Below are 24139 nucleotides of genomic sequence, written 5' to 3' on the forward strand. Positions count from 1 at the left end.
CACATACCATGACCGAAAAAAAATATATCGTTGCGCTCGACCAGGGCACTACCAGCTCCCGCGCTGTCGTAATGGATCACGACGCGAACATTGTCAGCGTGTCTCAACGCGAATTTGAGCAAATTTATCCGCGTCCAGGCTGGGTTGAACACGACCCGATGGAAATCTGGGCATCACAAAGCTCCACGCTGGTGGAAGTGCTGGCGAAAGCCGACATCAGTTCTGACCAGATTGCCGCTATCGGTATCACCAACCAGCGTGAAACCACCGTGGTCTGGGAGCGCGAAACCGGTAAGCCAATTTACAACGCTATTGTCTGGCAGTGCCGCCGTACGTCTGAGATCTGCGAACAGCTTAAGCGCGAAGGAATGGAAGAGTACGTGCGCAACGCCACCGGCCTGGTGGTTGACCCGTATTTTTCCGGCACCAAGGTGAAGTGGATCCTCGACCATGTGGAAGGTTCACGCGAGCGTGCACGACGCGGTGAACTGCTGTTCGGCACCGTCGATACCTGGCTTATCTGGAAGATGACTCAGGGACGCGTTCACGTCACCGACTACACCAACGCCTCGCGTACCATGCTGTTCAACATCAACACCCTGGAGTGGGATGACAAGATGCTGGACGCGCTGGACATTCCGCGTGCAATGCTGCCAGAAGTCCGTAAGTCTTCAGAAGTGTACGGCCAGACCAACATTGGCGGTAAGGGCGGCACGCGTATTCCTATCGCCGGTATCGCCGGTGACCAGCAGGCGGCCCTGTTCGGCCAGCTGTGCGTCAAGGAAGGCATGGCGAAAAACACCTACGGCACCGGCTGCTTTATGCTAATGAACACCGGCGAGAAAGCGGTGAAATCAGAAAACGGTCTGCTGACTACCATCGCCTGCGGTCCACGCGGTGAAGTGAACTACGCGCTGGAAGGTGCGGTGTTTATGGCGGGTGCGTCCATCCAGTGGCTGCGCGACGAGATGAAGCTCATCAGCGATGCCTTCGACTCCGAATACTTCGCGACCAAAGTGAAAGACACCAACGGCGTATATGTTGTACCAGCATTCACCGGTCTGGGCGCACCGTACTGGGATCCGTATGCACGCGGTGCGATTTTCGGTCTGACGCGCGGCGTGAACTCGAACCACATTATTCGCGCCACTCTGGAATCTATCGCCTACCAGACGCGCGACGTGCTGGAAGCGATGCAGGCTGACTCCGGCATTCGTCTGCACGCCCTGCGCGTGGACGGCGGTGCGGTCGCGAATAACTTCCTGATGCAGTTCCAGTCCGACATTCTGGGCACCCGCGTTGAACGTCCTGAGGTGCGAGAAGTGACGGCGCTGGGCGCAGCGTATCTGGCAGGCCTGGCGGTTGGCTTCTGGCAAAACCTCGACGAGCTTCAGGAAAAAGCGGTAATCGAACGCGAATTCCGTCCAGGCATCGAAACCACCGAGCGCAACTACCGCTACAGCGGCTGGAAGAAAGCGGTGAAACGTGCCCTGGCGTGGGAAGAGCACGACGAGTAAGAAAACCGCCCCCCTCACCCCGGCCCTCTCCCCTTTTGGGAGAGGGTGTTTTTTAGTCCCCTCGCCCCTTTGGGGAGAAGGTTAGGGTGAGGGGTCCAGACCGCACCCCCTTCCCCCTCCCCACTCTGTGATAAACTTCGTGCAATTCCTTTTGATTGTACGAGTACCTCATGAAACGTGAACTGGCTATCGAGTTTTCCCGCGTCACCGAAGCTGCCGCCCTCGCAGGCTACAAGTGGCTGGGCCGTGGCGACAAAAATACCGCAGACGGCGCAGCCGTCCACGCCATGCGCATTGTGCTTAATCAGGTCAATATCGATGGCACTATCGTCATTGGCGAAGGCGAAATCGACGAAGCCCCAATGCTCTACATCGGTGAAAAAGTCGGGACCGGCAAAGGCGATGCGGTGGATATCGCGGTCGATCCTATTGAAGGCACACGCATGACGGCGATGGGTCAGGCCAACGCGCTGGCGGTGCTGGCGGTGGGCGATAAGGGCTGCTTCCTCAACGCGCCCGATATGTACATGGAAAAGCTGATCGTCGGTCCTGGCGCTAAAGGCGCTATCGACCTTAGCCTGCCGCTGGACGCCAACCTGCGCAATATCGCGGCGGCGCTGGGCAAAGGGCTTAGCGAACTCACCGTGACCATCCTGGCAAAACCGCGCCACGACGCTACCATCGCCTGGCTGCAAACGCTTGGCGTGCGCGTGTTTGCTATTCCGGATGGCGACGTGGCTGCGTCTATTCTGACCTGCATGCCGGACAGCGAAGTCGACGTACTTTACGGCATCGGCGGTGCGCCGGAAGGTGTGGTTTCTGCGGCAGTGATCCGCGCGCTGGACGGCGATATGCAGGCGCGTCTGCTGCCACGCCATGAGGTCAAAGGCGACAGCGACGAGAACCTTCGCATTGGTGCAGACGAACTGGCGCGATGTGCAGCGATGGGCATTGAGGCCAATAAAGTGCTGGCGCTGAACGACATGGCACGCAGCGACAACGTGGTCTTCTCTGCAACCGGCATCACCAAAGGCGACCTGCTGGACGGCATCACCCGCAAAGGCAACATGGCGACCACCGAAACGCTGCTGATCCGCGGTAAATCCCGCACCATTCGCCGCATTAAGTCCGTTCACTATCTCGATCGGAAAGATCCGGACGTGCAGACGCACATTCTGTAAAACCGTTTGATCGATAGAGCTTTCCGGCCCGAATGGGCTGGAAATGTTTCCCACAAGTACGGAAGATAGAAGAGAGAAACAGCACAGGAGAAGATCATGGCGGACTGGGTAACAGGTAAAGTCACAAAGGTACAGTTCTGGACCGATGCGCTATTTAGTCTCACGCTGCACGCTCCCGTCCATCCGTTTACTGCCGGGCAATTTGCCAAGCTCGGGCTGGATATCGACGGTGAACGCGTACAGCGCGCCTACTCTTACGTTAATGCGCCTGATAACCCGGACCTTGAGTTCTATCTGGTTACCGTCCCGGACGGTAAGCTCAGCCCGCGCCTCGCCGCGCTGAAGCCGGGCGATGAAGTGCAGATTGTCTCCGACGCGGCGGGGTTCTTCGTGCTGGATGAAATCCCCGATTGTGACACACTCTGGATGCTGGCGACCGGCACGGCCATCGGCCCGTATCTCTCCATTCTGCAATACGGCAAGGATCTGGAGCGCTTTAAAAATATCGTGCTGGTTCACGCCGCGCGCTACGCCGCAGACCTGAGCTATTTGCCGCAAATGCAGGCGCTGGAGCAGCGATATGGCGGAAAGTTAAAAATTCAGACGGTGGTCAGCCGCGAAACCGCAGCCGGCTCGTTAACCGGTCGCGTTCCGGCGTTGATTGAAAGCGGCGCGCTGGAAGAGGCTGTAGGTTTACCGATGAATACCGAAACCAGCCATGTGATGCTGTGCGGTAACCCCCAGATGGTACGAGATACGCAGCAGCTGCTGAAGGATTCCCGGCAGATGACGAAGCACCTTCGCCGCCGGCCGGGCCATATGACCGCCGAACACTACTGGTGATCAGCGGTACTTCACCTCAAGGGTATCTTTTCCGTATTTGTTCTCGTTCTGGGTGCCGATAAACGCGCCCAGTTCGACAACCATCATCACAAAGATCACCGTCGGCAGCAGTCTGCCCACCACCCACGGGAGGATTGAGGGCAGCATTGACCAGTTCCCCGCCACCAGCATCCACGCCAGAATAACCAGTAAAGCCCATGCACCGGAGCGGCCACGATCGTGCAGACGTTTCACCACTACGGCGGCGGTTGGCCACAGTAAACAGACCAGCGCAAATGCCGCCGTTTGCGTGCTCAACCATGCGTTGTAGGCAACAAAAAACAGAAGCAGCATGGCGACAACCCACGTTGCAATCCAGATCCAGAAGTCGCGGCGTCCAATACGCCCTTTGAATGAAAACAGCCACTGCTGTATGGTCATGTAAGGTTCCTTATTATTGTTTAGCCCACATTTTACCCTGGAGTTGTGACCTTTTGACAAGCCGACCAGATATCGTTTTAATCATGGGCTATGACGGCCAGGGGCAATGTTGATGAAAAGTTCGGCACACTCTCTTTATTTGTGTTTAGCGATGCTCAGCGCCAGTTTTCCCCTGTACGCCGCAGAAACGCCTTCCCCGGCCACCGCCCCCTATCTTCTGGCGGGTGCCCCTTCTTTCGATCAATCTATCAGCCAGTTCCGCGAAGCTTTCAACAAAGAAAATCCCTCCCTTCCGCTGGGAGAGTTCCGTGCCATTGACAGCGCCCGCGATACGCCGACCCTGACCCGCGCGGCAAGCAAAATCAACGAGAATCTGTATGCCTCTACCGCCCTTGAGCGCGGAACGTTAAAAATCAAAAGCATGCAGATCACCTGGCTGCCGATTCAGGGGCCAGAGCAGAAAGCAGCGAAAGCGAAAGCGCTGGAGTATATGAGCGCAATTTTGCGCGCCTTTACCCCCACCTTCACAAAAGCGCAAAGCCAGCAGAAGCTGCAAAAATTGCTTACCGCCGGGAAAAACAAACGCTATTACGCCGATACGGAAGGTGCCGTTCGCTATGTCGTCGCAGATAACGGCGAAAAGGGGCTGACCTTCGCGGTTGAACCGATTAAGCTGGCCCTATCAGACGCACTCGAGGGGGCGAATTAATGACAAAAAGCAAAGCCTTTCGAGGGAAAATCTCTATACTGATTCACAGACCATGCTGCCCTTAAGGGTGGCCATATTCCTTAATTCGCTTATTGAGCGTGGAGAATTGAAATGCGACATCCTTTAGTGATGGGTAACTGGAAACTGAACGGCAGCCGCCACATGGTAAACGAACTGGTTGCTAACCTGCGTAAAGAGCTGGCTGGCGTGACCGGCTGCGCGGTTGCTATCGCTCCGCCGGATATGTACCTGGATCTGGCTAAACGTGCCGCTGACGGCAGCCACATCGTGCTGGGCGCGCAAAACGTTGACGTTAACCTGTCCGGCGCATTCACCGGTGAAACCTCCGCTGAAATGCTGAAAGACATCGGCGCGAAATACATCATCATCGGCCACTCTGAGCGTCGCACCTACCACAAAGAATCTGACGAGTTCATCGCGAAGAAATTCGCCGTGCTGAAAGAGCAGGGTCTGATCCCGGTTCTGTGCATCGGTGAAACCGAAGCAGAAAACGAAGCAGGCAAAACCGAAGAAGTGTGCGCACGTCAGATCGACGCTGTGCTGAAAACCCAGGGCGCGGCAGCGTTCGAAGGCGCGGTTATCGCTTACGAGCCAGTCTGGGCGATCGGTACCGGCAAATCTGCAACTCCAGCGCAGGCACAGGCGGTGCACAAGTTCATTCGTGACCACATTGCAAAAGCAGACGCGAAAGTGGCTGAGCAGGTCATCATCCAGTACGGCGGTTCCGTTAACGCATCAAACGCAGCTGAGCTGTTCACCCAGCCAGACATCGACGGCGCGCTGGTTGGCGGCGCATCCCTGAAAGCAGACGCTTTCGCGGTGATCGTTAAAGCGGCAGAAGCGGCTAAGCAGGCGTAATTGCCTGTGTGGCGGGTGGCGCTTGCGCTTACCCGCCCTACGCTCTTCTCCTCCCTCACCCTTCGGGAGAGGCTTGGGGTGAGGGGAAACACCTCGCACCGAACTACACTTTCCCCAGCAGGCTAAACCATAAATAATCCAGCGGCAGCAGCACCAGATACGTCGCAATCGCCAGCGCCAGACAGAGCAGCATCCCCGCCTTCGCAGGCACTTTCCCTAAGCCCATCGCCACCACAATCGGCGACGCCTGATACGGTAGCAGCGGCGTGGAATACCCCAGAACCTGAATCATGATCACCGACAGCAGCGGGAAGCCGGTCGCGTCGGAGAAGCTCTGCGCCAGCGTGGTGTACAGCGCCGGCACGCCGTTGGCGGTCATAATGAAGTTGAGCGCCGTGGTGATCCCCGTCAGCGCCAGGAAGCTGGTAAACGGGCGGTCTGCATCCAGCGGCATGATATGGAGCAGCGCCTCGCCTACGGCCGCACCGATACCGGTCTGCGTCACCGTTATGGCCAGCCCGAGTATACCCGCGACGTAAATACAGGTACGCATATTCACCCCCGCAGAAAACTCCTCCCCGGTGATAAAACCGACGCGCGGCAGCATAACGATGACCGAGGCCGCCAGGCCCGTCCACGCTGGCCCAACGCCGTGCCAGCTCTCAGTCACCCACATCGTCAACACCACCGCCAGCAGCCAGGCGAGTCGTTTTTCGTCACGCCCCATCGGTTCCGATGGCGCGAGCTCCTTCGCCGGTTTCGGGTTGCCGGGGAACAGCCAGCAGATCAGGCCAATCAGAATCAGGCCTTTGAGAATACCCAGCACCGGCGTGTGCAGCAGCAGATACGGGACATAATTGAGGTGAATACCATACGAGCCTTCCGCCGCACCGCTCATTACCAGGTTGGGGACATTGGCGGGCAGGATAGTGGCCGAGAGCTGGAAGGTGCCAAACCCAACCGCCAGCGCCAGGCCGAACCAGGCGCGGGAGCCATCAGGAATGCCGGCCCGCTTCGCCATCGCGGCGACAATCGGCATCAGCAGCGCAATACGTCCCATGTTCGACGGCATCACGAATGCCAGGGCATAGCTCAGCAGCACAACGCTTGCCACCATCAGCATCCAGGAGTCGGTAAGCTTTGCGGACAGCGCCCGGGCGGCCCTGTCCGCCAGGCCGGTTTTCCGAATCGCCACGCCCAGCACAAAGCCGCTGAACACCAGCCAGAAGGCAGACGAGGCGAAGCCGCCGAAGATCACTTCCGGCGGGGCGATTCTGGCGGCCATCGCCGCCGTAAAGAACAGCAGCGCGGTGATAAATTCCGGCAACAGCGACGTCGCCCACAGCACGATGGTGACGCCGACGATCAGCGAGGGAAGCAGCAGAGGATGCGTTAACCAGAGCGACATACCTGTCTCCTGTAGAATTTTTCAGCAAGTCTACGGCGACAGGCAGGGCGAGTAAACGCTATTTATGGTGGGGTCACTTCAGGATATCGCATTGATGATCCTGCAATTCCTCAGCCGACGCGCGGTTAAAGGTAAGCAGGTTACGCTCTGTCGCCAGCAATACAAACGAGCCGTCCGACTGCTGCGCCATCGCCAGTGCGAAGCGTCCCATATGGTCGCGCGCTTCCGGCAGTTCTTCCGCCAGCATCATAAACGGGCTTCGCTGCACCAGTTCGTTCTCCGTTACCCGACGGGCAAGGTACTCATGCCCTTCCAGCCCGCCCGGAAGCGGTAGCCACTGGGTGCTGATTTGCCCCTGCGCCGCGTTCAGCTTCTCGCGCACGTCCTGGCGCAGGCAGGAAATGTGGATATGAAAATGGTTTTGCGTGCGCCCGGTTGGTGAGTTGATGGTCAGCGAAATAGCGCTGTCAGGCACATCGCCCCCCCGTTTCATGCTCATAAAATGACGTGACTGCCACGCCAGCCAGAAGAAATTCGGTGTATGCGGCTCCGTCAGCAGCGGGCTTTCGGTGCCGTTAATACGGTACGTGGGCATCAGGAGGTATTGCAGCGGCCCGTTGCGGTCTTTAAACACCACGTAGCCCGCATCCGGCTTTACCTGCGCACACGGCGCCGGGTTACGGTTGTGCAGCTGGTTGGGCACACACTGGTCGAGAACAATATGACGCAACGCATTTGGATTACCCGCTTTCATCCAGTACACGCCGCCTGCGGTAATGGCGAGAACAATCAGGATCAGTACGATAATTTTCTTCACAACGCGTTCCCTGTTTTCAATAGAGGCAAAAGAGTAACGCAAAATGATGACCAAATAAAAAACCCGGCGGATTTCTCACGCCGGGTTACCGTGTCGTTCTTTGTAAAACGCTTAGCGCTTGCTGATCTGATCGAAGGTGCCGCCGTTAGAGAAGTGCTCTTTCTGCGCTTTGGTCCAGCCGCCAAAAACCTCATCGATAGTAAACAGCTTCAGTTTCGGGAAAGCGTTTTCGTATTTCTTCGCGACGGCCTCATCGCGCGGGCGGTAGAAGTTTTTCGCCGCAATTTCCTGCCCTTCCGGTGAGTAAAGGTACTTCAGGTAGGCTTCCGCCACCGCTTTGGTCCCTTTCTTATCAACGACCTTATCGACCACGGAGACGGTCGGCTCAGCCAGGATCGATTCGCTCGGGGTGACGATCTCGAACTTGTCTTTACCCAGCTCGTTGGTCGCCAGCAGAGCTTCGTTTTCCCAGGCGATCAGCACATCGCCAATGCCGCGCTCGACGAAGGTGTTGGTTGCGCCGCGCGCGCCGGAGTCCAGCACCTCGACGTTTTTAAACAGTGCTTTGACGAAGTCTTGTGCTTTGGCCTGATCGCCGTTGTTGTGGTGCAGCGCGTAACCCCAGGCCGCCAGATAGTTCCAGCGTGCGCCGCCGGAGCTTTTCGGGTTCGGCGTGATAACAGACACGCCCGGCTTAACCAGGTCGTTCCAGTCTTTAATCTGTTTTGGGTTGCCTTTACGCACCAGGAAGACGATGGTCGAGGTGTATGGCGCGGAGTTGTCCGGCAGGCGTTTGATCCAGTTTTTATCGATACGGCCACGTTCCGCAATCGCATCCACGTCATAGGCCAGCGCCAGGGTGACCACATCGGCTTCAATGCCGTTGATCACCGATGTCGCCTGCTTACCGGAACCACCGTGGGACTGGCGAACCACCACGTTATCGCCGGTTTCCTGTTTCCAGTGCGCCGCGAAAGCTTTGTTGTACTGGTCGTACAGTTCACGCGTCGGATCGTACGACACGTTCAGTAACTGAATGTCCTTTGCCAGAACGCTGGTCGATGCCAGCAATAATGTTAACCCCACGCCCCATTTATTCATCGCCCGGCTCTCTTATGCAGTGTTTTAATGAATGCAGCGTGCCAGAAAGCTAACCGATGATTAAAGAATAAAAAAAGATTGGCTATAACGTGGAGGAATAAAAAGAAGAATGTGAGCAGCCAGATGTCCTCACCCCAATCCTCTCCCACGGGAGAGGGAGCAAAAATAAAAAACGGTAACCCAAAGGTTACCGTTTTGCATTTACCTTGCCGCCACCGGGCAACAGCGCCAATCAGTACAGTTTTTTCGCGCAGTCCAGCCAGTCACCTTTGAACGGACGCTTCATGTTTTCAATAGCGTCGATGATGTCATGATGAACCAGTTTCTCGTTCTGAATACCGACGCAGCGGCCGCCATGGCCCTGTAGCAGCAGTTCGATCGCGTAAGCACCCATGCGGGATGCCAGGATACGGTCGTACGGGCCCGGGGAACCACCGCGCTGAATGTGGCCCAGAACCGTCGCGCGAGTTTCGCGTTTGGTTTCGGTTTCGATGTACTTCGCCAGCTCGTCAACGTCACAGATGTGTTCGGTGATAGCCACAATCGCGTGTTTCTTACCTTTCGCGATACCGGCTTTGATTTCGGCGACCAGATCTTCACGGCTGAATTCCACTTCCGGCACCACCACGAACTCACACCCACCGGCAATGGCCGCTGCCAGAGTCAGATCCCCGCAGTAACGGCCCATGACTTCAACAATGGAAATACGCTGGTGAGAGGAAGAGGTGTCACGCAGGCGGTCAATCGCCTCTACAACGGTACCCAGCGCGGTGAAGTAGCCGATGGTGTAGTCGGTGCCTTTGATGTCGTTGTCGATGGTGCCAGGCAAACCGATGCACGGGAAGCCCATTTCAGTCAGACGTTTTGCACCCATGTACGAGCCGTCGCCGCCGATAACCACCAGCGCGTCCAGGCCACGTTTCTTCATGTTTTCGATAGCCACTTCACGGATGTGTTCGTCACGAAATTCAGGGAAGCGCGCAGAACCGAGGAAAGTACCACCACGGTTGATCATGTCAGACACGCTGTAGCGGTCGAGCTGAACCATACGGTCTTCATACAGACCCAGGTAACCGTCATAGATACCAAAAACTTCCAGGCCTTCCGTCAGCGCTGCCCGGACAACCCCACGGATTGCCGCGTTCATGCCCGGCGCATCACCGCCGCTTGTCAACACACCGATTTTCTTAATCATGACTACCTCTGAACTTAGGAATGCAAAATTGAAATCTGCTGCCGGAAGAAACTGTTCAACCGTCGAATACTGCAAATAGTATATCAATCCCTTCCAGCTGAATTGATTCAGGTCAGGCCATATGGTGGTAATTTATCCACAAAATGCTGCTCTGGCTCACTTTTTTACAACGAATTACGAAAGCTCAAAACGCCCTGGGTACGACAGAGCACGGATCCTGGTGAATAATGACGTCTGACCCAGGGAAACGCTGCAAAATCGCCTGCTCCACCTGTTCAGCGACCATATGCGCCTGAACCAGTGGCAGGTTGTCTTCCATTTCCAAATGAATCTGTATAAAGCGGGTCGGCCCTGACTGCCGCGTACGAAGATCGTGAGCACCACTGACGCCGGGCCATTGGGTCACGATGGCATAAATTTCATTACGTTCTGCGTCCGGAAGCGCACGGTCAAGAAGCGACTGTACCGCGTCATACCCCATCCGCAACGCGCTATATAAAATATAGATCCCTATCCCTAACGCAAACAACGCATCGGCCCGATGCCAGCCATACCAGGCCAGACCGAGCGCAATAAGAATAGCCCCATTCATCATAACATCAGACTGATAATGAAGCATATCGGCCCGTACAGCCTGGCTTTGTGTTTTGCGTACGACCCAGCGCTGGAACGTTACAAGAACAAGTGTGCTTATAAGTGCGACTACCGTTACGACCACGCCAACGCCCGGATCGTTCATCGGGGAAGGCGAAATAAGGTGCTGAATGCCGGTCAAAAACAGGAACAGCGCAGAGCCGGAAATAAACATGCTTTGCGCCAGCGCGGCCAGCGATTCCGCTTTGCCGTGGCCAAACGTATGTTCTTCATCCGCCGGTTGCAGCGAGTAGCGGACCACCAGCAGATTCGTCAGCGAGGCGGCAATATCCACTAACGAGTCCACCAACGCCGCCAGAATACTGACCGAGCCGGTGTACCACCATGCGAAAATTTTAATGATCAGCAAACACGACGCCATCACCGTCGCGGCTATTGCGGCCCGGCTTACCAGCCGTCCATAGGATTGATTCATAAACACTCCTGTCATGCCATGGCGCTAGTATAACGGATGGTGGTGGAGTGAAAGGATGAATAAAGCGTTAACAAACCTGAACGACGGGCAAAAAAAACCCCCACATCATGTGGGGGAAGACAGGGATGGTGTCTATGGCAAGGAAAACAGGGTTTACTGGTTACTACGGGTACTGCTATTGCTACTGAAAAGCGTCATATCTGAGCTTCGCTGCATCCGTGCAACCTCACGCAACTGGTTCATACGTTGCTGATGTTTGGTATTCAAAACCGCTTGCTGCTCGGGCGTTAGCAGGTGGAACATCTGGTTGCGGACCTTCGCCATCTCTACCTGGCGGGCAACCTGTTCCTGCGCCATTTTTTCGGCCTGAGCGCGCACAGCGCTTTCGTCAAAATTTTCTGCGGTGACAAGGCGATGCATTGTCTCCATTTCGCTAACATTAGCAGGGGGCTGGTCGTGTCTTGCCCTCTGCATCAGATCTCGCATCTGTTGACGCTGATGTTCGGTTAAACTTATGCCGTCAAACATATGGCTTTGGCTGCTGTGCTGCGTGGTGCCCTCTGCTAAGGAGCCGTTATCGCTGATGATAGCTACAGCAGCCTGGCTAAACGTACTGAAGGCCAGCGTTGAGGCCATGACGGCAGCGGTAACTTTGCGCATCACTTGCTCCCAAAATCTTTCGTGTCGCGATTCAACGAGAGACAGTCTACGATTCAGGCTGCAAACATGCGTCAGGGGGTGTAAAACAACGTAAAGTCATGGATTAGATAGCCTTGATGTCGTAATTTCTGCCTCGGAGGTATTTAAACAATGAATAAAATCCTGTTAGTTGATGATGACCGAGAGCTCACATCCCTTTTAAAGGAGTTGCTCGACATGGAAGGCTTCAACGTCCTGGTTGCCCATGATGGCGAGCAGGCGCTGAGTCTCCTTGACGACAGCATCGATTTACTTTTACTCGACGTCATGATGCCGAAGAAAAACGGTATTGATACGCTGAAAGAACTTCGCCAGACACACCAGACCCCCGTTATTATGCTGACCGCACGCGGCAGCGAACTTGACCGCGTGCTTGGCCTTGAGCTGGGTGCGGATGACTATTTGCCTAAGCCGTTCAACGATCGTGAACTGGTGGCCCGTATTCGCGCTATCCTGCGCCGTTCTCACTGGAGCGAGCAGCAGCAGAATACCGACAACAGCTCGCCGACGCTGGAGGTAGACTCCCTGAGCCTGAATCCGGGTCGTCAGGAAGCGAGCTTCGACGGCCAGGCACTGGAGTTGACCGGCACAGAGTTCACGCTGCTTTATCTGCTGGCACAGCACCTCGGTCAGGTGGTATCACGTGAACACTTAAGTCAGGAAGTGCTGGGTAAGCGTCTCACACCGTTTGACCGCGCCATCGACATGCATATCTCTAACCTGCGCCGCAAGCTGCCGGAGCGTAAAGACGGTCACCCATGGTTTAAAACCCTGCGTGGGCGCGGCTATCTGATGGTTTCCGCTTCATGATAGGCAGCTTAACCGCCCGCATTTTTGCCATCTTCTGGCTAACGCTGGCCCTGGTTTTAATGCTCGTGTTGATGTTGCCAAAACTCGACTCACGCCAGATGACGGAGCTTCTTGACAGCGAGCAACGTCAGGGCGTGATGATCGAGCAGCATGTTGAAGCGGAGCTGGCAAACGATCCGCCGAACGATTTAATGTGGTGGCGCAGGCTGTTTCGCGCTATCGACAAGTGGGCGCCGCCCGGGCAACGTCTTTTGCTGGTGACCAGCGAAGGCCGCGTCATTGGGGCCGATCGCAATGAAATGCAGATTATCCGCAACTTTATTGGCCAGGCGGATAATGCCGATCACCCACAGAAAAAGAAATATGGTCGGGTAGAGATGGTTGGTCCTTTCTCGGTACGCGATGGGGAAGACAATTACCAGCTCTACCTGATTCGCCCTGCGAGCAGTTCCCAGTCCGATTTTATCAACCTGCTGTTCGACCGTCCGCTCCTGCTGCTGATTGTTACCATGCTGGTCAGTTCCCCGCTGCTGCTATGGCTGGCGTGGAGTCTGGCGAAACCCGCACGTAAGCTTAAAAACGCCGCCGACGAAGTGGCACAGGGTAACCTGCGACAACACCCTGAGCTGGAAGCGGGGCCGCAGGAGTTCCTTGCCGCCGGGACCAGCTTTAACCAGATGGTCTCTGCTCTTGATCGCATGATGACCGCGCAGCAACGCCTGCTGTCGGATATCTCCCACGAGCTGCGGACGCCGCTCACGCGCTTACAGCTGGGTACCGCCCTGCTGCGCCGCCGCAGCGGTGAGAGCAAAGAGCTGGAGCGTATTGAGACGGAAGCGCATCGCCTGGACAGCATGATCAACGACCTGCTGGTAATGTCACGCAATCAGCAGAAAAACGCGCTGGTGAGTGAAACGGTGAAAGCCAATCACCTCTGGCATGAGGTGCTGGACAACGCGGCGTTCGAAGCGGAACAGATGGGTAAATCATTCACCATCAACTTCCCGCCGGGCCCGTGGCCGTTGTACGGTAACCCCAACACGCTGGAAAGCGCGCTGGAGAATATTGTGCGTAACGCCCTGCGCTACTCGCATACGAAGATAGAGGTGGCGTTCTCGGTGGATAAAGACGGCATCACCGTTATCGTGGATGACGATGGTCCTGGCGTCAGCCCGGAAGATCGCGAGCAGATTTTCCGCCCCTTCTACCGCACCGACGAAGCGCGTGACCGGGAATCTGGCGGTACGGGGCTGGGCCTGGCGATTGTTGAAACCGCCATGCAGCAGCACCGTGGCTGGGTGAAAGCCGACGACAGCCCGCTGGGCGGGTTGCGGTTAACGCTGTGGCTGCCGCTGTATAAGCGTTCGTAGTTTTCCCCTCACCCCGGCCCTCACCCCAAAAGGGCGAGGGTGCTTCAAGTCCCCTCTCCCCTTTGGGGTGAGGGGTAAGGCGTAGCCTTATCTCCCCCACAGTCTCCGCGAACTGCTCTCGATCTTGCCGCTTATACGCCGCTTCTGCATCGTTCTCGTCCAGCTGGTCGATAACCCCGCCGCCGACAGCAGGCGGTGATACTGCTCGTCGTCAAACGGCATATGCCACGCAATGGCACAGGCTTCATAAACGGAGACATCGCTCAGCCGCGACGCCAGCTCAAGCGGCGCATCCGCTGAAACCTGTCCAGCCAGCACCACGCGGTACAGCCAGCCGGTCTTGCCCGCATTTTGTAGCTGGGCCGACATATCCTGAATGCCGAAATGGTAGTTGAGCTTGAAGCACGGCGAGCGGGGCTGCGTCACCTGAATCAGGGCATCGCCCCAGCGATAAATATCGCCAATAAAGACGTTCTTCTCCGTCAGCCCTTCCGTTGAGAGATTTTCGCCAAACGCTGGCGCGACGAAGAGGTCCGCCTGTTCGGGGAATTCGGCTTTCCAGTGCTGATAGTGCTCACGCGGATAGTGGCACAGCGCGCGTTCGGGCCCGCCGTGGATTTTCTTTTCGGCCTGCTCATCGCCCGCCAGACCGAGATCGGTTAACGTCAGTTCACCGTCGACCTGCACTTTGGCAATGGCGCTCGGGCGGCTGCCGTCGTACTCCCTTACCTTGCCTGTAAACACATTCACCGGGTAATGCATCGCTGCCTCCATTACGCAGATACAAAAAAGCGAGTCATCAGACTCGCTTCTCACAGGCGTCAATGCAACCTTATTTTTTTGCATGAAGCGGGTACTGCCTCACGGCATGATTCCCGTAATCGTCAATGACTACTGCGTTCACGCTTAACGCCATCGTTAATGGTTTTCCTTCCACAAGCGGATAGCGCTTCGTACTCAAAGGGGACGACATCATGTCCGGTAATTGCTCAACCGCCCGACGTGTGTCGTGTGTCGTTACGGATAACGCCGCAAATGAAACATAATACGGCGTAGGGTTTTCACAGACGATAGCGTCGCCATCCCTGTAAAATCGCAGCTTTTCTGCCGCCGTTTCCGGTGCAGTAAGCGAAGCAGGCCGCCAGAAAACTTTCATCTGCGTATTCATCGTCAGCACCACGCTCTGCGCCTGAGCGGGTTGCTCAGCCTGAGTGGGTGGGATTTCGTAAAGATTGAGCCAAAATACCGATTCGCGATCGGCGGGAAGCGACGACCCATTGTATATCAACCGAAGCCCCTGCATGGCCTTAGGCTGCAAGCGGAACAGCGCAGGCACGGCGACAAACGGGGTTTTGACGCGACCGGGCAAAACCGTCACGTCCCCCTCATCAACCCATGTCTGCACAACGATGGGCCACGGGTTGGTATTCACCACCATCAGGCTTTGCTGTGTCTGGCCTTCCCGGAACACCACGCGCGTCGAAGAGGCAATAATGCCTCCGGATGCGGCAAACGAGCAGAGCGTGAGCAGGCTGATGAGCATAAGGCGCATCATTGCACTTTTACCCATACGTAGGCTTTCGCATCCACTTTTCCTGCCGTCACCTGCGCCCCAGGGAGCCGGGTCAGGAAGGCATTAAAATTAATCACATAGTCGCTCATTTTGCTGGTCGGATCCGTACTTATCAGCGTTGCCCCGGCGCGCACCGGATACCATCCGGCACTGTTTCCGAGTGCGCAATTCGATGTTGTGCAGCGATTCCAGCCTATAAACTGGCGCATAACGCCATCGCTGGCGTTCTGGATTTGGATCCCTACGCCACCCGCCACGCCCGCCTGCCCGTAACCATCGGAAAGCAGATGACTGACCCCACCGCTGCCGTTTACCAGGCCTAAGCTTTGCGCGGTAAGATAACTTTCGTAAGGCACCTGTAGACCCAGCGCCGTCTGGTTCTGGTCGACACCGCTGGTTGCGGCCCCCTCGCACCGTACGCGGACGGTAAAACCGGCCCGGGCAGATTTACCGTTCTGGAGATCGTTTTTCGATATCGTCGGGAACACCACCACTGGCGTCACGTACTTTGCCACGCAGGTCGCGGTGGTGGTCAGCGTTGACGCCGGCGCATTGCCCATATTCAGAGCCATCCAGTTGTCGTACCACCAGCCTGCGAAGCTGAAAGCGGAATCACCGGTATCGCAGTACGCATCATTATTTTTACTGCCCGGAGAGCAAAAGGAGACATACCCGTTTGGCTGGTTACAACCGCCATAATTACCGCTGCTGATGGGGGTGCCGCAGTAAGCGTTTGGTGCCCCGCCTGAGGGGGTGATAGCACTGACCCGGATAGCCTCCGCCCGGATTGGGCTGAAGTCTTTCACCCGGATTTGAATCTGCTTTCCATCTGCCGAAACAGCATAATTTTTCATGGGAATACGCTGGTAGTTGCGGGTAAAGACCGTCCCGGAATTCATATGCGTCAGGCGCAACCCAACATAGTTAAACCAGGTCCCAAACACGTTCGGATTACCGGACGCCTGACCCATGTCCCAGAACCCGCTGCTGCGATCGTCGCCGTTGGTCGCGATGATTTCAAAGATGTTGTTGGCGTCAGAGATGTCGCAGACCCACAGAATATCATCCGGGCTGTTGTAGCGCGGGTTGTCGGAGAAACGCACAACGCTGCTGGCGAGAACCGTCCCCACAGGCTGAAGCTCAACGCTGGAGAGATTAATGCGCCCCAGGCCAATCCCGGTGCCATAGCTGTCCTCTTCCGTTCGCTGGAAGTTTGGCCCTTTTTGGCACTGTGCGCTGACGGCCACGCTGGCCCCGCAGAGCACAAGTGCCAAAACACAACGTGGAATAGTCATTTGAAATTATCCTCCTTTAGCGGCAAGGGAGCGACAAAAGCTGCAACGGCTCGTCGGTTGCAGGAGCAGTCCAGTCAATCCGGCAGCGATCAGCCGCGCGCTCTCCCCATTTCACCTGTAACGTTCCCTTTTGCCCGTTAGCACGAAGGTAAATCTGGTTCGCCTGCCCGACCATACCAACGCTGTTGCCGTATTCGTCATACGCAGCCGCCCCCAGCGGGATCGGATCTGTGCCTTCACGAAGCGCGGTAATAAGCATGGCCTGCCCGCGCAGTGTTGCGAAGCGCAGACGAACCATCGCACCCGCTGAGGGTGCAACGCGCTGCTGGGTTGTTTGCAGTTCAGCCTGGTCATTCATATTTTGCGGATCGAGACTCACCACGTTGTACTGATAAGGCATCAGCGCCGGCGCAAGGCCATGCCCAAAGCGGTTGACCGTCGCGCCTTGCCCGCCCATGATTTTTGCGCCATCGGCTCCGGGGGCCTCGACAAGCGCAAAGGTATCGCCGATATAAGGGCCCGGTGTGATGCCACCACGATGCGCCACCAGCCCTCCCTGTAGCGAGGCGGAGGCCTGCCAGTATTGTGGGGAGACCGAGACTGACGCCGCCCCATTAGCCCAAGGGAAGTTTTTCTGCACATTCCCGCCCCAGACCGACTGGCCGCCTTTTTCGTCAGTCGCATAGTTCAGGCTGTAGCTAAGCGGATTGTGCTCGCCATACTGTCCGCTCAGCGTTGTCTGATAGCTGCCCTCTTCATCTTTCACGTGGTTGGCGCTAACGGACAGCAGCGGAGAATAACGGCCGCTGCCGAGTGGAATTGACATCGACAGCGACCACATCGTCTGGCTCTCAGCCTGCCAGGTAGGTGTCCAGGATGTCGTTGTGCTGTCAGGCGCAAGGCGGTACGTTCGTGCACCGGCCAGACTCAGCGAAATACCGTTCGCGAACGTTTTGTTCCAGCTTATCTGTAACTGCTTGTCTCGCCCCTTGCTGTCGCGATAATCCTGCGTAGAAACAGAGAGATTGAGACTCCCCAGGACATCCATCGTCTGGCTGGCGGAAAGCTCGACACGCGAACGCTGACGCCAGGAGGCCGACTGCCACTCGTCTCCAGAGGAAACAGCATTCCGCGCCCCCAGCACGTCATACAATTCGGCATAGTTGGCTGTCGAATAGCGGTATCCCGCCAGCGCAACTGACGTCCCGGTTTGTGGGAAAAATTTGCTGTAGTTGATGCGAAACATCCAGCCGTTCTGCCAGCCGTTGTCCATGATCTGAGCATGGGAGAAGGTGCTGTCGACTCCCACCGCGCCCAGCGATGAGCTGTACACGCCGCCAAGCATTATCGCCTGAAAACCGTTCGCCAGCTGGTTACCCATGTTGAGCGTTAGCGCATTGTTAACCCCCTGCTGCCAGACAATTTCACTAAACACATCGTCATCGCCCACATCACGCACGCGCCCTACGGTGGCGGAATATTCAAATTGCCCTGCCCGAATGGATTCCGGCAGAGCGGAAAACGGTACGTTGAAGGTACTTTCACTGCCATCGGCTTCGGTGACGACCACTGTCAGATCGCCAGCAAAATTGGTGGGATAAAGATCGTTAATTTCGAACGCACCCGGCGCAACCGTGGTTTCGTAAAGCGAAATAGTGCCCTGACGGATGACCACTTTCGCATTGCTATGGGCAATGCCCCGCACGACAGGTGCATAGCCACGCTGCGAATCAGGACGCATACGCAGATCGGACGCCATCTGAACACCCCGGAAACTCATCCCGGAAAAAAATCGGCCATCGGTAAAACCCTCTCCCAGCGTCAGTTCACTTCGTAATGGAAGAACCGCTCGCTGGACATAACGCCGCGCCGTGGTCCAGCGGCTTCCGTAGTCAGTGTCATAGTTCAACGTCGATTGCTGGCGGTAACGCCATAGCCCAAGGTTAAATCCGCCGTTCAGGCTCAGGTAGGTTGAGTCGGAGGTATCATTGCCCTGCCCCCGCTGGGTTACCCGATACTGGTTCACCATGTAGTTAACTAACAGCATGGTTTCACCCGCATCTACCTGGCTTTCATTAACGCCCCCTCGCGGCAGCGTGTTAAGCAAGTTCTGGGGTATGGAGAAATCGAGCCGGGCCTGCGCAAGAGACCAACTGACGCTTACCGTCTGTAAAGCGGTGCTGGAAGGGCGGTAACACTTTTCGCCCTGGGTCATCGGCTGCATCTTTAAGCCAATGCGGTCAAGCAAGTCCCGGCTAAAGCAAGGCGTAACCCCTGCGCCATCTGGCGAAAACGTCACGTCTTCCTGCGACAGGCGCTGCTGATTGATATACACATCAAGCGAGTAATTCCCGGGCTTTATCAATGTGTCGCGATCTAAGCGCTGGAGATCTTGCTGGCTTAATCCCATGCCGCGCAGGAGGTCTGCATCAAAAAAGACGTCCTGTTTGTCCGCTTCACAGGAGAATGTGGTCGCCAGTAAAACACCGGACAGCGAGAGGAGACCGGGTGAGCGCATCATGTTCACCTCCCCGTATCTATTGCGGCATTGTCACGGTATGGCTGACGGCAGCACCGTAATCATTGATGGCATAAAGCGTAATAGTGCCACCCTTTACTACAGGTAACGCCCAGCGCGTTGAGCCGAAAGGTGCAATCATCCCAGGCTGTCCCACCGGCGTTTTACGTGTTCCCGTGACAATGTCCGCATTGCGCAGAGAGATATGGTAAGGCGTAGGGTTCGTCAGCACGATCGCATCGTTAAGCTTCTCAATGCGTAACGCCGTCAACGCCTGGCTGGCATCTCCGGCGAGCCCGTCCGGACGGTAAAAAATCTTCAGCCGACTTTTCACCACCAGCGCGAGACGATTCTTTTCAGCGTCAGCAGATTTGATCGCCGGATATTGCATAAAGTTAAACCAGAATACAGATTCACGATCTTGTGGCAGTCCCTTCCCGGTAAATTTAAGACGTAACGCGTGACCCGAATTTGCATTCATGCGAAATAATTGTGGCAATGCAATAAAGGGGGCATCGGCATTATCAACCGTCGAGTCCGGATTATTGATATCCATCCAGACCTGAACCAACATCGGCACATCGCCATTGTTGCTAAATTCCACCGTTTTTTCTTTTGCGCTGGCAGGATAAATTATCCTGTTACCCTTCAGGACTACACTGGAATATAATGCGGTTGAAAATAAGAGACAAAAAATAAAAGTCAGAAGCGACCCTATCGCTTTATATTGGATATTCATAAGCGGACGCCTGTTATTAAAAAGCAGAAAACGGCGCTGCACAGGGCAGCGCCACAGCCTTGTTACAGGTAAGTCACAGCAAATTGCGCGCTGGCTTCCACGGCACCGGCAGTTGCACCGCCAGCTGCGGAGTAATAACGTGCCGTCATATCAAACGTTGCCGAACTCTGGCCAGCCTCTCCACCTATCGTTTTAGCAGCGGTTTTTGCGTCACCGCTGGTAAAATCGAGCGGTGAAGTTCCATCCAGCAGTTGAATCGCCACGTTGGTCGCCGGGCTGGCAGACGCAATGTTTTTCAGGTTAGTCCCATCAATATTAGTGCTAACAAAACGGATTTTTGCCTGTTTTGATACAGACGTTGCGCTGACATCACATCCGCTCAGCGTGACGGTAAATGGCGTTTCACCTGCGCTTGATCCCGCGCCCACTAGCGTGCTTTTACTGACTGTTGGCAGAAGCACAACCGGATATGATTCAGAACCATTTATTTGAATGGTACAGGTTTGATCGGTTACTTCACCTAAAAAACGCACGGTGTTATCTGCATATACAATATTATTAACGCCTGCAAATATAACGGCCGTTGCAATTAATGTTTTAATTTTCATTTTGCGAACTCCTTAAAAAATCGCATGACCAGATAAGTATTTCATCTGGGTGTAAATGCGCCGGCAAGTTAACAATACCCATAATAACTAAAGGTGTAAAGATGTAAGAAATGTTAACAGGCAAAGGAAAAAGATAATGCGGGGAGATAATATTATATTCATCCCATTCACAGAACAAATATAACAAGCCTAAAAAATAAGCGTGGTGTTGCGCGATTTTTATCGGGGAACACGATAACTGCATGATTCATGCTAATGTTTTAAATGCAACACGGCAAGAAGGTCATATAAACCCAGTGATTATATTTTTTAAAAAATGAATTAAATTCTCGTTAATCCGTTTAATCTCATCCACGCACAATATGAATAAACTTTAAATCATCATTGTTAATGATGTTTTTATTTTAACAGAGTTTATCGCAGATCACATTTTACGGCTTCCGCCCACAGTGGACTGAACCCATAGCCAGGGGTTTCCTGTAGACAAAAAAAGCGAGTCATCAGACTCGCTTCTCACAGGCATCAATGCAACCTTATTTTTTAGCGGCGAAACGCGCTGCTGCTTCGTCCCAGTTCACCACATCCCAGAAGGCTTTGATGTAGTCAGGGCGACGGTTCTGGAACTTCAGGTAATAAGCGTGTTCCCACACGTCCAGACCCAGGATTGGGAAACCGGATGCGCCAGAAATCGCTTCACCCATCAGCGGGGAGTCCTGGTTAGCAGTGGAAACCACCGCCAGTTTGTCACCCTTCAGCACCAGCCACGCCCAGCCAGAGCCGAAACGGGTTGCAGCGGCTTTTTCGAATTCCGCTTTAAAGTTGTCAACGGAACCGAAGTCACGCTCGATAGCCGCTTTCAGGTCGCCCTGAAGGATAGTACCGGTTTTCAGGCCTTTCCAGAACAGGCTGTGGTTAGCGTGGCCGCCCGCGTTGTTGCGCAGCACGGTTTTCTTGTCCGCTGGCAGCTGGTCCAGCTTGGTGATCAGCTCTTCAACAGGCAGATTAGCGAACTCTGGCAGGCTTTCCAGCGCAGCATTCGCGTTGTTTACATAGGTCTGGTGGTGTTTAGTGTGATGGATTTCCATCGTCTGCTTGTCGAAATGCGGTTCCAGTGCGTCGTAGGCATACGGCAGGGATGGCAGTGTATAACTCATAATCCTCTCCATTATTGTCGGGCGGCACAGCTGTTAATGCCGCGTAAGCAGTTGGTTCATTATAGTTAATTAAATGATATTGAAAATGATTATCAATGCCGTAGTTTTTATAAGGTTATTCGTATTTTGATAAATGACAGAATTGTGAGTCTGCTCACGTGCTTAACGTGCTGATTGCCATCCTGAACAAAAGTGCGGCAACCTTCTGAAGGTTCCCAAACCGCCTCATTTTTACACTCATCAAGTCGGCGGGAAGCCTCCGGCTATAAAAACGATGAGGATGTAAAAATGAATCATGCGATTACGATGGGTATCTTCTGGCATTTGATAGGCGCGGCCAGTGCAGCCTGTTTCTATGCCCCGTTTAAAAAGGTGAAAGGCTGGTCATGGGAAACCATGTGGTCCGTAGGCGGTACCGTGTCCTGGCTGATTTTGCCGTGGACAATCAGCGCCATGCTGCTGCCCGATTTCTGGGGCTACTTCTCCTCCTTCAACGCCTCCACCCTGCTACCGGTATTCCTGTTTGGCGCGATGTGGGGCATCGGTAATATCAACTACGGCCTCACCATGCGCTACCTCGGCATGTCGATGGGGATTGGCATCGCGATTGGCATTACGCTGATTGTTGGCACCCTGATGACGCCAATCCTCAACGGCCACTTCGACGTGCTGATCAACACTCAGGGCGGGCGAATGACGCTGCTGGGCGTGCTGGTGGCGGTGATCGGCGTGGGCATCGTCACCCGCGCAGGCCAGCTGAAAGAACGCAAGATGGGCATCAAAGCCGAAGAGTTCAACCTGAAGAAAGGGCTGCTGCTGGCGGTGATGTGCGGCGTCTTCTCGGCAGGCATGTCGTTCGCCATGAACGCCGCCAAACCAATGCACGACGCCGCTGCGGCGCTGGGCGTTGACCCGCTGTACGCTGCCCTGCCAAGCTACGTAGTGATCATGGGCGGCGGCGCGCTGGTAAACCTCGGCTTCTGCTTCATTCGTCTGGCAAAAGTGAAGAACCTGTCAGTAAAAGCCGACTTCTCGCTGGCAAAACCGCTGATCGTCACCAACGTCCTGCTTTCCGCCCTCGGCGGCCTGATGTGGTATCTGCAATTCTTCTTCTACGCCTGGGGTCACGCCAGTATTCCGGCGCAGTATGACTACATGAGCTGGATGCTGCACATGAGCTTCTACGTGCTGTGCGGTGGACTGGTTGGGCTGGTGCTAAAGGAGTGGAACAATGCCGGACGTCGCCCGGTTGGCGTCCTGAGTCTGGGTTGCGTGGTAATTATTATCGCCGCTAACATTGTTGGCCTCGGTATGGCGAACTGATTACGCGGCCTTTCGACTGCGATGACGCCACTGAACCGGCGTCATCCCCACCTCGCGGTTAAACACCACCGAAAAGTAGTTACTGTCCTCAAAGCCGCAGCGCATCGCCACTTCACTGACCATCAGCTCCGTATGCTGTAACAGATACTGAGCATGGCAAACGCGCAGCTGGCGCAGATAGTGGTTTACCGTCATCCCCGTCTGGGTGCGGAACTGCTGGCGTAGCGCGCGCTCGCTGCACTGCTCCTGCTCGCAGAATTTTTCCAGCACGAAACTCTTGTTCAGGCTGCCCGCAAGCCGGGTGATTAGCTTATCCAGCAGCGCTTCCTGCGTAGTCGCATAGGGATTATCCGTGGCGTAACGATGGCGCTTCAGGGTCATCACCAGCTGGGCAAAAAGCAGCTCCGACATCTGGTTTGCCACCGGATCGCTCTTCTGGCTCTCCTGCTCCAGCTGGGAAATGGTCTGGCGCACCTGAGCCATGCCGTTGCTGCTTAAGCGCCAGTGCGGTTCGCCTCTGGCATCATGAAATCCGGGGATATTGCCCGCCCAGTCGACATTCAATTTAAGCCTGTCAGGGCAGTAGATGACGTTCTGCAACACCAGATCGTTAACCGAGGCGTAGGAGTGTTTATCTTCAGCGCGAATATAAAACAGGTCTCCGCGCGTGATGCGGTAGGGACGGTCGTTGAGGACGTGCAGGCCGTTGCCCCGCCACACCAGCACCAGCTCGCAAAACTCGTGGGTGTGCTCGGCAAAGACGTTTTGCGGGTAGCGGTCGGCCACCGCGACGGCCTGACTCGCGGAGGCAAAAAAATCATCTTTGCGAAGAATGAGCTGAGCAGCCACACCACAACCTCTACGGCGAATAACCGGACATTATTAGCCTTTTTGCAGCAAAAAAACGGTGA

23 protein-coding genes are annotated in these 24139 nt (G+C 55.4%); 8 read left to right on the forward strand and 15 right to left on the reverse strand.

Features of this window, described 5'->3' with window-relative positions; all coding sequences use genetic code 11:
* The first annotated feature begins 8 nt into the window (after positions 1-8).
* The 3 genes from glpK to fpr all read left to right on the forward strand — a co-directional run bounded on the left by glpK (position 9) and on the right by fpr (position 3541).
* Positions 9-1517: a glycerol kinase GlpK gene (gene glpK / locus G6Q29_RS18985; RefSeq protein WP_165466720.1), complete on the forward strand. Its 1509-nt coding sequence runs from the start codon at positions 9-11 to the stop codon at positions 1515-1517.
* A gap of 170 nt (positions 1518-1687) precedes the next feature.
* On the forward strand, positions 1688-2698 hold the full coding sequence (gene glpX / locus G6Q29_RS18990) for a class II fructose-bisphosphatase (protein ID WP_165466721.1): 1011 nt from the start codon (positions 1688-1690) through the stop codon (positions 2696-2698).
* Between the two features lie 96 nt (positions 2699-2794).
* Positions 2795-3541, forward strand: a complete 747-nt coding sequence (fpr, locus tag G6Q29_RS18995) for a ferredoxin--NADP(+) reductase (protein WP_165466722.1) — start codon at positions 2795-2797, stop codon at positions 3539-3541.
* Here fpr and G6Q29_RS19000 read toward each other — a convergent pair whose 3' ends face one another.
* Positions 3542-3961, reverse strand: a complete 420-nt coding sequence (locus G6Q29_RS19000; protein WP_165466723.1) for a DUF805 domain-containing protein — start codon at positions 3959-3961, stop codon at positions 3542-3544.
* 112 nt (positions 3962-4073) lie between these two features.
* Here G6Q29_RS19000 and G6Q29_RS19005 point away from each other — a divergent pair, with 112 nt between their 5' ends.
* Together G6Q29_RS19005 and tpiA are read left to right on the forward strand one after the other, a co-directional pair.
* Positions 4074-4670, forward strand: a complete 597-nt coding sequence (locus tag G6Q29_RS19005) for a DUF1454 family protein (RefSeq protein ID WP_165466724.1) — start codon at positions 4074-4076, stop codon at positions 4668-4670.
* Positions 4671-4781: 111 nt separating this feature from the next.
* Complete coding sequence (gene tpiA / locus G6Q29_RS19010; protein WP_006808674.1) at positions 4782-5549, forward strand: triose-phosphate isomerase; 768 nt, start codon at positions 4782-4784, stop codon at positions 5547-5549.
* A gap of 103 nt (positions 5550-5652) precedes the next feature.
* Here tpiA and G6Q29_RS19015 read toward each other — a convergent pair whose 3' ends face one another.
* The 6 genes from G6Q29_RS19015 to cpxP form a co-directional block, all read right to left on the reverse strand.
* Entirely contained in the window at positions 5653-6957 is a 1305-nt protein-coding gene (locus G6Q29_RS19015) for an SLC13 family permease (RefSeq protein ID WP_165466725.1), read from the reverse strand.
* 73 nt (positions 6958-7030) lie between these two features.
* Complete coding sequence (locus G6Q29_RS19020) at positions 7031-7774, reverse strand: CDP-diacylglycerol diphosphatase (protein WP_165466726.1); 744 nt, start codon at positions 7772-7774, stop codon at positions 7031-7033.
* Positions 7775-7885: 111 nt separating this feature from the next.
* Positions 7886-8875, reverse strand: coding sequence for a sulfate ABC transporter substrate-binding protein (locus G6Q29_RS19025; protein WP_165466727.1), 990 nt, complete (start codon positions 8873-8875; stop codon positions 7886-7888).
* A gap of 232 nt (positions 8876-9107) precedes the next feature.
* Positions 9108-10070, reverse strand: a complete 963-nt coding sequence (gene pfkA, locus G6Q29_RS19030) for a 6-phosphofructokinase (protein ID WP_003862009.1) — start codon at positions 10068-10070, stop codon at positions 9108-9110.
* 184 nt (positions 10071-10254) lie between these two features.
* Positions 10255-11139, reverse strand: coding sequence for a CDF family cation-efflux transporter FieF (fieF, locus tag G6Q29_RS19035; protein ID WP_165466728.1), 885 nt, complete (start codon positions 11137-11139; stop codon positions 10255-10257).
* A gap of 153 nt (positions 11140-11292) precedes the next feature.
* Positions 11293-11799, reverse strand: a complete 507-nt coding sequence (gene cpxP / locus G6Q29_RS19040) for a cell-envelope stress modulator CpxP (protein WP_165466729.1) — start codon at positions 11797-11799, stop codon at positions 11293-11295.
* A 150-nt stretch (positions 11800-11949) separates the two neighbouring features.
* Here cpxP and cpxR point away from each other — a divergent pair, with 150 nt between their 5' ends.
* Together cpxR and cpxA are read left to right on the forward strand one after the other, a co-directional pair.
* Positions 11950-12648: an envelope stress response regulator transcription factor CpxR gene (gene cpxR, locus G6Q29_RS19045; protein WP_028018126.1), complete on the forward strand. Its 699-nt coding sequence runs from the start codon at positions 11950-11952 to the stop codon at positions 12646-12648.
* Entirely contained in the window at positions 12645-14018 is a 1374-nt protein-coding gene (cpxA, locus tag G6Q29_RS19050) for an envelope stress sensor histidine kinase CpxA (protein WP_165466730.1), read from the forward strand. The genes cpxR and cpxA overlap by 4 nt, the downstream gene beginning before the upstream one ends.
* Positions 14019-14105: 87 nt before the next feature.
* Here the strand turns inward: cpxA and yiiM are convergent, their stop codons facing one another.
* The 7 genes from yiiM to sodA all read right to left on the reverse strand — a co-directional run bounded on the left by yiiM (position 14106) and on the right by sodA (position 21905).
* Positions 14106-14864 carry a 6-hydroxyaminopurine reductase gene (yiiM, locus tag G6Q29_RS19055; RefSeq protein WP_431732541.1) on the reverse strand — a complete coding sequence of 253 codons (759 nt, stop codon included), beginning with the start codon at positions 14862-14864 and terminating at the stop codon, positions 14106-14108.
* Complete coding sequence (locus tag G6Q29_RS19060; protein ID WP_165466776.1) at positions 14851-15561, reverse strand: fimbrial biogenesis chaperone; 711 nt, start codon at positions 15559-15561, stop codon at positions 14851-14853. Before G6Q29_RS19060 ends, yiiM begins: the two co-directional genes overlap by 14 nt.
* Positions 15562-15569: 8 nt before the next feature.
* Entirely contained in the window at positions 15570-16886 is a 1317-nt protein-coding gene (locus G6Q29_RS19065; RefSeq protein WP_165466731.1) for a fimbrial protein, read from the reverse strand.
* A gap of 16 nt (positions 16887-16902) precedes the next feature.
* A complete protein-coding gene (locus tag G6Q29_RS19070; protein ID WP_165466732.1) occupies positions 16903-19407 on the reverse strand; it encodes a fimbria/pilus outer membrane usher protein in 2505 nt (834 codons plus the stop codon).
* Positions 19408-19423: 16 nt separating this feature from the next.
* Positions 19424-20143: a fimbrial biogenesis chaperone gene (locus G6Q29_RS19075; RefSeq protein ID WP_165466733.1), complete on the reverse strand. Its 720-nt coding sequence runs from the start codon at positions 20141-20143 to the stop codon at positions 19424-19426.
* A 62-nt stretch (positions 20144-20205) separates the two neighbouring features.
* The gene (locus tag G6Q29_RS19080) at positions 20206-20751 is read right to left on the reverse strand and encodes a fimbrial protein (RefSeq protein WP_165466734.1); all 546 of its coding nucleotides are present in this window, start codon (positions 20749-20751) and stop codon (positions 20206-20208) included.
* Positions 20752-21284: 533 nt separating this feature from the next.
* Complete coding sequence (gene sodA / locus G6Q29_RS19085; protein WP_165466735.1) at positions 21285-21905, reverse strand: superoxide dismutase [Mn]; 621 nt, start codon at positions 21903-21905, stop codon at positions 21285-21287.
* A gap of 288 nt (positions 21906-22193) precedes the next feature.
* On the opposite strand from sodA, the gene rhaT reads away from it, so the two are divergent.
* The gene (rhaT, locus tag G6Q29_RS19090; protein ID WP_017694058.1) at positions 22194-23228 is read left to right on the forward strand and encodes an L-rhamnose/proton symporter RhaT; all 1035 of its coding nucleotides are present in this window, start codon (positions 22194-22196) and stop codon (positions 23226-23228) included.
* Here the strand turns inward: rhaT and rhaR are convergent, their stop codons facing one another.
* Positions 23229-24077, reverse strand: a complete 849-nt coding sequence (gene rhaR, locus G6Q29_RS19095) for an HTH-type transcriptional activator RhaR (RefSeq protein ID WP_165466736.1) — start codon at positions 24075-24077, stop codon at positions 23229-23231.
* Positions 24078-24139 lie beyond the last annotated feature (62 nt).

The organism is Enterobacter cloacae (assembly GCF_011078175.1).
Taxonomy (GTDB): Bacteria; Pseudomonadota; Gammaproteobacteria; order Enterobacterales; family Enterobacteriaceae; genus Enterobacter; species Enterobacter cloacae_Q.